The sequence below is a fragment of the Sphingorhabdus lacus genome (assembly GCF_009768975.1).
Classification (GTDB): domain Bacteria; phylum Pseudomonadota; class Alphaproteobacteria; order Sphingomonadales; family Sphingomonadaceae; genus Sphingorhabdus_B; species Sphingorhabdus_B lacus.
The window spans coordinates 2,837,295-2,849,783 of record NZ_CP035733.1 but is presented as its reverse complement, the minus strand read 5'-3'; the positions used below and the strand labels follow the sequence as shown (position 1 = coordinate 2,849,783).

General features: G+C 57.8%; 4 protein-coding genes. 3 read left to right on the top strand and 1 reads right to left on the bottom strand.

The annotated features are described in order from the left end of the window. Window positions 1-2 precede the first annotated feature (2 nt). The 3 genes from EUU25_RS13415 (at window position 3) to EUU25_RS13405 (ending at window position 3,685) form a co-directional block, all read left to right on the top strand. Window positions 3-860 carry a sulfotransferase domain-containing protein gene (locus EUU25_RS13415; protein WP_246162736.1) on the top strand — a complete coding sequence of 286 codons (858 nt, stop codon included), beginning with the start codon at window positions 3-5 and terminating at the stop codon, window positions 858-860. A gap of 17 nt (window positions 861-877) precedes the next feature. Next, window positions 878-1,969 carry a glycosyltransferase gene (locus EUU25_RS13410; protein ID WP_158901761.1) on the top strand — a complete coding sequence of 364 codons (1,092 nt, stop codon included), beginning with the start codon at window positions 878-880 and terminating at the stop codon, window positions 1,967-1,969. A 240-nt stretch (window positions 1,970-2,209) separates the two neighbouring features. Further along, window positions 2,210-3,685 (top strand): pectate lyase, encoded by a 1,476-nt coding sequence (locus EUU25_RS13405; RefSeq protein WP_158901759.1) that lies wholly within the window; start codon window positions 2,210-2,212, stop codon window positions 3,683-3,685. Window positions 3,686-3,801: 116 nt separating this feature from the next. Here the strand turns inward: EUU25_RS13405 and EUU25_RS13400 are convergent, their stop codons facing one another. Then, window positions 3,802-12,147: a beta strand repeat-containing protein gene (locus EUU25_RS13400; RefSeq protein WP_158901757.1), complete on the bottom strand. Its 8,346-nt coding sequence runs from the start codon at window positions 12,145-12,147 to the stop codon at window positions 3,802-3,804. Window positions 12,148-12,489 lie beyond the last annotated feature (342 nt).

The window sequence follows — 12,489 nt, the reverse complement described above, 5'->3', positions numbered from 1 at the left end:
ACATGGCACCTGAATTTCTGAAAAATGCCTATCGCCGGGTCCGGCGGATGCGGAACCTGATGCTGCTCGAAAAAGCAGCGCCTTCGGTCGACGCCTTTTTGGTATCCTATCCGAAAAGCGGCCGGACGTGGCTACGCTATCTTTTGTCCTGCTATTTTGCGCAAGTTTCCAATTTGGGCTTTGAACCCGATCTGCGCACGACCTTTCGTGTCCTGCCCAATTTCGATCGCGACGCCGAGCGCGGCTTGCCGGTGTTTGTGGGGCGGTCCGATAATGTATCGGTACCGCTGATCGCTGTGAGCCACCGCCAGTTTACAGGCCAGCTTTTCGCAGGTCGGCCCGTCATCATCCTGGTCCGCGACCCCCGCGACGTGTGCGTGTCCGCCTATTTTCACGAGACGAAGCACAAACACCGTTTTTCGGGAAGCATCGCCGAATTCATCGAAGATGACACCTACGGCATTCCGGCCATCGTCCGGTACCATAATGGTTGGGCCAAAGGCATGGAGGGCAGCCGCTCGCTGGTGATAAGCTACGAAGAAATGAGCAGCAATACCGACACGACCGTTCGCCAGATCCTTGAATTTTTGGGCCAGCCTGTCGACGACGCCGCTCTCACAAAAGCGATCGAGCAGGCGCGGTTCAGCAAGATGCAAAAAACCGAAAAGAAAACCGGCATCCCGGGCCATGAATATGACCGTTCGGACGAAGACAGCCTGCGCGTCCGCAAAGGCAAGGTCGGCGGTTTCTCTGACACGTTAAGCGAAGCGGAAGCCGAGCGCATCATCCAGATTTGCCGCGACACCATGGTACCCGAGGCAAAGGCACTCATGCAGCGTAGCGGTATTTCTCTCGATTAAAATCAGGCGCGCTAGCTATGCATATCGTTTCCATCCTTACCAGCCTGACATCGGGCGGCGCTGAAATGCTTGTTGTCAATTTGAACAAGGAATATGCGGCCGCCGGACATCACAGCACGGTTGTCACCTTGGCTGACGCGCATAGTGTCGGGAACTCTGCTGAAATGGAATCGGTACTGCGGCAGCGGATTATCGATGAAGGCGGCGAATATATCTCGCTGCAGCTCGGCACGTCGCGCAACCCGCTGAACGGTTGGCGCAAGATGCGGGCCCTTATCCGGCGGCTCAATCCCGATATCATCCATGCCCATACGGCACGGGCGTTGCTCATGCTGTTGGCGCATCCGGGAAATGCACCGGTGGTTTTGACCCATCACAATAGCAAGCTCAGCTTCCCTACCGGTATGTTCAAATTGTTCGACCGCATCGCCGCTGCCTATGTGGCGATCAGCAAAGAGACGGAGGTCCTGTTCGCGCAGCATGTCCACCGGCCGATTGCCTATATCCCGAACGCCGCGAGCAAGAGTTTTTCCGCTTCGGCGCCTCGCGCTCGGGCAAGCGATGCCCGAAAGATTCTGAGCGTGGGGACGATTTCTGAGCAGAAGCATTATGACCTTCTGGTGGATGTCGCTCTTGTTCTGAAGAATAGATTGAGCCCGGCGGCGATGCCCCTTTTCCAGATCGCCGGAAATGGCGTCGATCTCGAAAAAATGCGTATCCTAGCCCGGGAAAAGGGCGTTGCAGACCATGTCCATTTTCTTGGCGAGCGGTCAGACATTGCGGATTTGATGGCTACATCCGATCTGTATCTCAACACGTCGCGTTATGAAGGTATGCCGGTCGCCCTGTTGGAAGCAATGGCCTGTGGCTTACCAATCGTAGCGACGCATGTGGCCGGTAATACCGAACTGGTAACCGATGGAGAAAATGGCCTGTTGCGCCCGTTGGATGATGCCGATGCACTGGCCGATGCGATCATGCACCTGCTGGAGAATGGCGAGATCTACCAGCAATGTTCCGAGGCTGCGATAGCCCGGTCAAAGTCGTTTTCGATTGAAAATACCTGCGCAAACCATCTCGCTCTTTTCCAAAGATTGAGCACGTCCTGACTTCAGGAATAGCCTAAAAGATCTAAATCTTTTTACATAGATTATGTTGGGCACCGCAGATGGAAAAGCATATTTTAACCATTCAAAGCCCTGAAAAAAAAGCACATTGACCCAAATTTGAGACTGCACGCAAGTCACTGACTTAACTGCATTTTTTGGGCACGCCCTTAACTTATCTCCTTCATTTCGCATTTCACACATTTCGTATGTGCGGGTTCGTCAAATGCATCGGAGATTAAGATGAAAAGATATTTGGGGGCATTGCTTGTGACAGCATCGCTTGTCGCATGGCCATCAGCTAACCACGCAACTTCCTCGTCCATCTATAACACGTCAAAGCTGCCCGGCGGACAGCAGCGGTCGTTCCCAACCGCGGAAGGATTTGGTGCTGCGTCGGTCGGCGGTCGGGGCGGTCGCGTCATACCCGTGACGACGCTAGCCGACTCCGGTGCCGGATCGCTGCGCGCATGCATGATGGCAACAGGACCACGGACATGCGTTTTCCGCGTCGGCGGCACAATCGAATTGCTTACCCAGATCAAACCGACATCGGGTTATCTAACCGTCGCAGGGCAGACTGCACCGGGCGATGGCATAGCGATCAAGAATCATCCATCCAACCTGACGGGATCGCCGCTCTATTTGAACGCGCCCCATATCATCATTCGGCATTTGCGCGTTCGTCCGGGACCAACCGGAGGCACTAAGCAGGATACGACAGACAGCATCACGGTCGATAGCCGCGCGATCAATACCATATTGGACCACGTGTCGCTCTCTTGGGCAACCGATGAGCCGTTCAATACGACCAAGAACGCATCCAATGTCACCATCCAATGGTCGATGGTTTACGAAGGGCTGAGCAAGTCGACCCACAAATCTGGCGAGCATTCCAAAGGCATGTTCCTAGAGGGCCACAATATCACCGCGCATCATGTGTTCATGGCACATGCGACGGATCGCATGCCCAATGCAGGTGTTGGTACCCGCGCGGATTTCGTGAACCTGATTTCCTACAATATGCGGGAAAAGGCGCATCAATATTTCTCGATGCAGCAAAAGCAAAGCCTGGCAACAAGCGGACTAAAGCGCCAAGTCAATGTCGTTGGAAACTGGGTTTCGATGGGACCAAGTTCGCTTCGTGGGTCATCGATTTTTGGTGGCAATTATGACGAGCAATATTCGACAAATCCCGGAATGGCCGAATTCTATCTTTACCAGAATGTAGATGGTCGCCGCCGGTCCTACACCTCGGATGACCGACTGTTTATGGACCCGATGGATTGGAAATATGTGCGTCAGCAGCCGATTGGCAACCTCAGCGTTCAGTTGTTCAGTTCTGCCGACCAAGGTGTGCGGGACGTTGTCGCCTTTGCTGGCGCCTTCCCCCGCGACGCATCGGACCGCCGCGTATTGCAGACATTTTTGAGCTGCAGCGGTAGCATCATAAACAGTCCGGCAGACGTGGGCGGATGGCCCGCTTTGCAGTCGGGCGTTGCCTATACCGACAATGACGGTGACGGCATGGATGACAATTGGGAACAGCGCCAGAATATCACCAGCGGAAACGCTGATGCGGACGGCGATGGCTATACCAATTTGGAAGAATTTCTGAACGAGCTCGCGGGTGATCAGGATAGCTTCGGCAATCTGATCAACCGCGTGGGTGCCGGCACAGGGGCCGTCCCAGCGCCCAATTGCGGCATCACCGTTTAAGTCAACTCCGACCGCCTTGTTCGAAGGGGGGAGGACGCTTATGGCGCCCTCCCCCTTTTTTGTGTACGGGACGGGGGTACCCCGCGCCGATACTTAGAGGCCCGGCATCGCTCCCTTTACCAGCCGAAGCTGACGCCCACCCGGCCACCGGTCGAGCGTTTTACAGTCGACCCGCCGATGCCACCACTGATCCACACATTTTCGCGAACGCGGGCCACAACCGAACCGGAGAAGCCCTGTTCACCCCGATAGGTGGCAAGGTTGAACGACACCGAGACCGAAGTGTCGGGAAGCAACATCGTACCCCCCAGCGCCATGGCCGCCGCTATCCCGCCATCGGCTTGCCGCGCCCGCTGACCGAGCCCATCGATCTTTGTGTTTATGTTCGAAAACTCGCTTGTCAGATCCCCAACAGACTTCTGAAGATTGGCGATATCAGCCGTGGTGAATGTGGAATAAGCAAGATTGCCGACGGAATCCCCTGTCACCAATCTTGTCGTTCCTGTCTGAGCCGCCGTACTTGCCGCCGAACCCAGCCCCGCCATGGTGTAGGTGGTTGAGGTTGAACCGAGCACAACCTGGTTTTCTCTGGTGGTTGTTGCGCCTTGACCGATTGCCACGCTGCCAGCCTTCGCTGCTGTCGCACCGTTGCCGATCGCGACGGTGAGCGACCCGTCCGCGCTTGCCCCATTGCCCATGGCAATCGCGCCTGCGCCATTAGACTTTGCACCTGTACCGATGGCGAGTGCGGCAACACCTGTGGCATTTGCGTTCACACCGACCGCCAATGCATCCTTGGAATTGGCACTGCTATTTTCACCCAAAGCGATTGCGTCTTCACCCGTCGCCTTCGGTTTCGCACCCGTGCTGTTCACCTCCAGATATTGCGTACGCGCCAGCGCGGTGTTCGCCGTGGTGGTGACTTGCGTCACATTACCGCTCACTTGCGAGATCGTCGTCATCGCCTGATTGGCGACCGTCAGGGCATTGTCTGCCACGGTCTTCACCGCAGCCAATTGCCCACCATTGACCGCTTCCTTGCTGCCCAGTTCTACGCGGCCATCGGCCACATTGACGATCTTGCGCTCCGCTCCCGCCGCGCCGACCGACACGCTGTTCGACTGGGTGGCCGTCACGACCGAGCCTGCGCCCAGTGCAACACTGTTCTGGGCCGCTGCATCAACCGTCGCCCCTTGCCCCAGCGCAACCGCCTTTTCACCGGTGGCAAAGCTGTCCTTGCCAATGGCGACGGCATCCGCACCTGTTGCGGTCGATCCGCCGCCCGTGCTGTTTACCGTGACAAAGGGATTTACCGACTGCGTAATCGCCCGGTTCACCTCGGCCAACAATTGTGAGCCATTGACGGCTTCTTTGCTGCCCAGTTCCACACGGCCATCGGCCACGTTGATGATCTTGCGTTCGGCCCCTGCAGCACCAACCGACACCACGCCATCCGCGTCAGCAATCGATCCTGTGCCGAGCGCAACGCTGTTGTTCCCATTGGTCGTCGCATCTTTGCCCACGGCGATCGAATCCACGCCGTTGACCGTGGCCTTACCCGCCGTACTGCTGGTGATGAAGAACGGATTGACGCCTGCGATAATGCTCTGGACCGTTTGGGTTAGCTGGGCGACATTGACCGCGTCATTTGCGTTCACACCCGTTGCCACATTTACGATCTTGCGCTCGGCACCGACCGCGCCGATCGACAGGACATTCGCTTCATTTGCGACCGACCCGTTACCCAGCGCAATGCTGTTGGCACCCAAAGCCCCGACCGTGGCACCTTTGCCCAAAGCCATGGCATTCGCAACGCTGACGGTGGCGCCGGAACCGATGGCAATATTGTCGAGGTTAGTCGCCGATGCAGTGTCGCCAATGGCAATGTTACCCGCGCCCAAGGGCACCCCAGCCCCATCAACAGCGCCCGCCGTTGCACGGTCCCCTAGGGCGATGGCTGATTTGCCAAGGGCCTTGTTCAGATTGCCTAGAGCCAATGCTCCGTCGCCAATGGCCTGGTTTTCATCGCCGCCCGCAAAGGCGCCGGTACCGCTCGCGACATTGGGGTCACCGATAGCCACAGCGCCCTTGCCGGTCGCCCTGTTGCCTTTACCGATGGAGACAGAAGCATCGCCTTCGGCAATTGCGCCATTGCCGATCGCTACCGTATCATTTCCGCGTGCCTGGCTCTCCTTGCCTAAAGCGATTGCATCTTCGCCAGACGCGACCGCAACGCCGTCATCCCCCTCGACGCTCTTGATGGAGGTCCAAGGCGTTGCCTTGGCAGCTGCCTGGACGGTCGTCGTGATGTTGGTGATCTGATCGCCAATTTTGCCGTCAAAATTTACAATCTTGCGCTCAACATCATCGAGCTGCGCCCTGTTGACCGCATCGGTCGCCTGGATCCCGTCGGCAACATTGATCAATTGGCGTTTGAGCGTATCTGACCCGATCGAAACCGCATTGCCCCGGTTGGCGACCGAATTTGCGCCGAGTGCGACACTATCTGTTCCCGCCGCAGATGCGCTTGCACCCAAGGCGATTCCCTTGCTGCCTATAACATTGGCGCTGACGCCCAATGCCAAACTTTGACCTACTTCGGCCCTGGCAAATTTGCCAAGTGCGACCGCGTCACCACCGGCAGCAAATGCGCCTTCAGCGGCAAATGATCCATCGGGGGCCAAAGCAACACGGCTATCAACAGCAAGAAACGGATTTGCCGTTCCAGCAATTGCCGCATCCAACTGCCCCTTGTTCACCGCGTCGGTTGCCTGCGTACCGGCGGCAACATTGACCAACTGACGCTGACCTCCTGCTGCTGCCGTCCCGAAGGACACCGTTCCTACCGTCCCTGCCACAGGTACGCGGTCCGCAATCGACCCTGCACCGATCGCGACGCTGTTTAGCGCAGCGGCGTTCACCTTGGCATTATTGCCCAGCGCAACACCGCCGGTCACACCCGCCGCCACAGACGATCCGCCGCCCACCGCAATCGAGTCCACACCCGTCGCCGCCGCGTCTGCACCCGTGCTGTTCACCGCGAGATATTTGATCTTCTCGTTGATCGTGGTGTTGGTGGTGTCGTTGATTGTCGTCTGAATTTCGGTGATGTCAGTGGCAATGTCGGACCGCACATCGGCAATCTCAGTATCCAACTGGCCCTTGTTCACCGCGTCGGTTGCCTGCGTACCGGCGGCGACATTGACCAACTGACGCTCCGCATCTTTCGCACCGAACGACACCGTGCCAACCACGGTCGCAGGAAGTCCCAGCCCAGCAAGATTTCGATCCGCGACCGAGTTTGCACCAATCGCGACGCTGTTGGCCGCGCTCGCATTTGCGTTTGCACCCAGTGCAACCGCATCCGCGCCCGTCGCACTCGCCGCCGTCGCTGTAGCAAGGCTGCCAACCGCCAAGAACTTCGTGTCCGCCGCGATGTTGGTGATATCGGTGGTGATGCCGATGATATCGCCTTCGACAATATCAAGGCGCGAGTCCACCGATGTATCAAGGTCAAACAGCTGGTCCGCATTCACAGCATCCGTGCTGCCGTCGGCCAATGTCCCTGCAGCAACGTTGATGATCTTGCGCTGCAATGTCGCTGAACCCACAGATACTACATTACTTTCAGTCGTAGCCACAATCGAGCCTGCACCCAGCGCCACGCTGTTGCCACCCTCCGCACTCGCCAAAGCCCCGAGCGCCAGCGAATCCTTACCCGTCGCCGTGGGTCTGCCTGTCAAATCCTTGCTTTGCGACACGAAGAAGGGGCTTGCATTTGCAGCGACCTCATTCAATTGCCGCAGGTTCACGGCATCCGTGGCTTGCGTACCATCGGCAACGTTGATGAGCTGGCGTTGGAATACAGGGTTGGTTGCAGGATTATTGTCACCATCATCCACAGCATTGCCGAACGATATGGCGTTTCCGCGATCCACAAATGAATCTGCGCCTATCGCCACGCTATTTTCGGTATTCGCTCTTGCGTTATACCCGAGCGCCAAAGCGCCTTTCAGCTCTGCAACTGATTGTGTGCCGATGGCCATGCTACCTTCGGAAAAGGCCGAAGCCAAAAAGCCCAACGCAATGGTATTGTCGCCGTCTGTATTCGCGAGTGCACCAACGGCGAGCGAATTGAGGCCTAGTGCGGTTGAAGAGGCTCCAAGTGCCGTTGCTTGTGCATCCATAGCCGCAGCGCCCACGCCCAAGGCCGTTGACGAAAATGCGTCCGCAAGCGTTTCCAGACCAATCGCAACTGCACCCGTTCCGCGCGCGCCAAAGCGTCTTTCGTCGGGATCGATTACCCCATTATTATTGGCGTCGATGCCGCCATCCAGATTTACGGCCACTGTCGTGCCCCCGATAGAAATCGCACCATCTTCCGAACTGTAACTTTGGGTGCCGATGGCAATAGATTGGGCACCCAGTGTTTGACTGGCGGTGCCGAAGGCCAAAGACTGTATCGCACCTGCTAGGGCATTTTCACCTAGGGCGATCGCAGCAGAGCTATTGGTTTTTGCCAAATTGCCGATGGCGATCGACTTGGTGGATTCTGCCTTTGCTCCGGCACCAAAAGCAATCGTACCATCACGTTCTGCCTTTGCATCACGCCCAATAGCGATAGCATCGGTTTCTTGCGCAAGTGCACTGGTGCCTATGGCTATCGCATCGGTCGGCAAAAATGTGGTCACCGTAGCGGTTGGACCGGTGCCATTGATACGCGTCTCCACCTTTGCGCCTTTGCCCAGGGCGATGGCTCCGGTGGCGGTGTTGTCGATATTCGCGCCTTCGCCCAAGGCGAGTGTGCTATTGGCATTGGCCTTGGCCTGAAAGCCCAAGGCAATGGCGTTTACGCCACTTGCAATCGCCTCATCCCCTGCAAGAGCCACCGTGCTGTTGACGGCGAGGAAGGGGTTGGTGAGGTCATCGCGTAGCGCAGTCAATTGCCTGAAGTTCACGGCATCCGTGGCTTGCGTACCATCGGCAACGTTGATGAGCTGGCGTTGGAACACAGGGTTGGTGGCAGGATCGCCGTCTCCGTCGATATCAACGACATCATTACCGAAAGACACCGCATTACCGCGATTGGCCACCGAGCCGGAACCAAGAGCGACGCCATTGTCGGTTTGCGCGATCGCGCCTGCGCCCAGGGCGGTTGAAAGCGCACCATCGGCTAATGCCGCGCCCACCGCGACAGAGTCATTGCCAGTGGCGTTGGCGAATACCCCGAGGGCAGTTGAACCAATGCCGGTGGCGACGGAAGCGTTACCGATTGCAGTGGCGAAATCGACGTCAGCCGAAGAATTTTCGCCAAGAGCAACCGAGCTAAGCCCAAGAGATCTTGACGCATTACCGATGGACACCGACCCATCGCCATGGGCACCTAAACTGTTGCCGTCGTCCGGCAGAGGAAGACCGGTCACTGGATCTATCCCGGGAACCTTTCGCGCCCCAAAACCGATACCGATTGCTATCGAATTAACCCCATTAGCAAAGCTGTCAGCGCCGATGGAAAGGGAGCGCTGCCCCAATGACCGCGCGCCAATGCCAAAGGCAAGTGATGCTAGTCCGGTTGATTCTGTGCGTTCGCCCATGGCGATGGCAGCCGCTCCGGTAGCGGACGCCTGACGCCCCAAAGCGATTGTATCATTGCGGCTCGCCGTAGCCTCACGACCTATCGCAATCGCGTCTTGTTCCTCCACCAATGAATTACGACCAATGGCAATGGCATCAGTTGGCTTGCGCGTTGTAATGTCCGTTGGAAGCGGTCCAATGACGCGAGCTGCAATTGTTGCCCCTTGACCCAGCGCGATCGCGCCGGTTGCCGTCTCGTCAATTGATGTGTTCGATCCCAGCGCCACAGCGCCATTGGCGATCACATTCGACCCATTACCGATCGCAACAGTGTTGGTACCGACCGCCGTCGAAACGGGGCCAAGCGCGATGGCGTTGGTGCCGGTGGCCGATGCGACGCCAAGCGTGCTGTTGACGGAGAGATATTTGGTTTTACCGTCCAATTGCGCGAGGTTGACCGCATCTGTCGCAACAGTGCCTGCGGCGAGGTTGGTGATCTTGCGTTCACTACCGGCTTTGCCAACCGATACGGTATTGGAATCACTCGCCACCGACCCCGCGCCCAGCGCGACGCTGTTGGTCACATCGGCGTTGATCGTGGCATCTTTACCAAGCGCGACGCCATTGGTCGCATTTGCATTCACATTTGCGTTCGAACCTAGGGCCACCCCGTCCGCACCTGTAGCGGTCGCCGCGGGGGCGGTGGTGCCGCTGTTTACGGAAAGGAATCGGGATTCCTCTTGCAATGCGCCAACCTCATCGTCGACCACAGTCAATTGCCCGAAATTCACCGCATCGGTAAGTGCCTGCCCGTCGGCGAGGTTGACGATCTTGCGCTGGCCGCCTGGCCCGGCCTTGCCGACCGATACGGTGTCGCTTGCGTCTGCGACCGATCCCGCGCCCAAGGCGACGCTGTTGGTGATACCCGCGTTGACCACCGCGTTTTTACCGAGCGCAACCCCATCGGTTGCAGTGGCATTGACGTTTGTTCCGACCCCAATTGCGACCGAGCTAGCAGCGGCAGCACTGCCGCGCAGGGCAAGGGCATCTGCACCCGCCGCAATTGCGCCAAGCCCCACGGCCACAGCGTTCGATCCAGCCGCGTTCCCGCGCAGCGCAATCGCATCCACGCCCGCAACATTGGCCCCTTTACCCAAGGCAAGGCCACTGGTGCCAGTGGCCGTTACCGTCGCACCGTCGCCCAAAGCAACGCCTGAATCCTTGAATACCTTGGCACCTGCACCAATTGCCACGCCCTTGGTCGCAGTAGCCCCGAGGGCCGGTCCTTTGGACACTTCAGCGCCATTACCAAGTGCGATCGCATCGGCGGAACCGAGCCCAACCTTGGCGTTAATGCCCAAGGCGGTGCCGTTTATGCTATCAATAACGGCATCGGCGCCAAATGCCGACGCCCCGTCGACATTTGCCTGGCTGCCCTCACCCACCGCAGTTGACGAAGCGCCGAGAGCGGAAGCCACCGCGCCGAACGCGGCCGCATTTTTGCCCTTGGCCTCCGTCTTTTCCCCGATGCCGATCGCGCTTTCGCCGGTGGATGTTGTTCCCGAACCAATGGCAATGCTCTTGATTGCTTCTGCATGCGCCGTGGCACCGAGGGCGACCGAAGCGGTACCCTCTGCCTTGGCGCTCGCGCCAACGGCCGTTGCGCCTGTTGTGGTAAGGACCACGTTTCCACCAGCATCTTTCACAACAATACCGGCAACGGCACCCGCGCCCAAGGCGGTGCTACCCAACGTCGGGGCCTTGGCGAGTTTGCCGAGTGCGGTGGAATCGGCGGCTAGCGCATCGGCGTCAAAGCCGATTGCGGTGGCACCGATGAGGTTAGAACCACCGGCAAACAATGGGTCGCCAGCATTGGAGAACCCGCCAATACTAATCGTTCCGCCTCCGCGCGATGTTGCAGATGCACCCAACGCTACGCCTGGATTTATTATCGGACCGTCGTCACCGGAGATAACTGTTGCGACGCCGCCAATTGCGACATTGCCTCCGCCGTTCGCTTGGCTAAGAACCCCAAGCGCGATGGTACTATCACCTGATGCAAAAGGTTTATTGGTTGCCGTCACCAAACCGCTAATTTTTAGAAGCGGGTTCGCATTGAGAATAGCTAGGTCGACCCTAGATTCCAGATCCGACAACTGTTTGAAATTGACTGCGTCATTGTCGAGCGTTCCCGCCTTTACATTTACAATGCGTCGTTGGAAGGTGGCGTTACCTACCGAAACAACATCATTCTCCGCCGCGATTGAGCCCGAACCCAATGCAACGGCATTTGTTACGGTGATGAGGGTTTCTGCATTGGATCCCAAGGCCAAAGAAGCCGCACCGCGCGCTTTTGCGCCAAAGCCCAAGGCCACAGCATTTAAGGCGAGCAAATCATTACCCAACGTGATTGCATCCCCGCCCGCCTCTGCACCGGCACCAAATGCCAAAGAGCCTGACGAAAACGCCTTGGCCTTCGCGCCGAAGGCGGCCGAATTGGCTTGCTGGGCCGCTGCTTGAAAACCGAATGCCGAGGATTCCAAACCATCTGCCGCAGCGCCCATGCCATTTGCCGTCGATCCAGCACCAGAAGCGCGGGAGCTGGCGCCTGTTGTTGTCGAATTATCGCCTGTCGCGCCGGCCCCTTGGCCGATCGCGGTCGAACTGGTCCCTGTTGCCTGAACCGAGTTGCCTACCGCAGTGGAATTGGGTTTGCTTGCCAATGACCCCGCGCCACATTCTGTCGCATTTACAGCGCCAATAACAGTACTGGCATTACATTCCGGCGTCGCATCCGCCCACAGCGGAGAGGCGGCCCCGGTTACGCCTCCGAGGGCCAACGCGATTGTCGATGCGCGAAACAACAGCGTATGTTTAGAGGTGCCCATCGGTAATACTCCCTGTCATGCCCCGGCCCCATCCACGAGGCCTTGTGCGAAAGCGGCGCAGCTGATGTGAATCAGAAACACAGCTTTTTCAGAATGAAGCTGCCAAACATCGTGTCGCTATGTCAAGTATACATTGCGTTACTATTTATATTTGGCTAAGGCGTCGCATATCGGCATCGCTGCCGCCGTGCAGGATCAACGGTTGCGGCGGGCGTTCTGCCGCAAAGGAGGACCATTTGGACAGAATCGGGGTAGGACGCGCAAATAATCGCTTGACGAATCATTAATCAACCAAATGAGTAGAGAATACATAGAGCGGACAACCGAGTCCGGACGGACCGC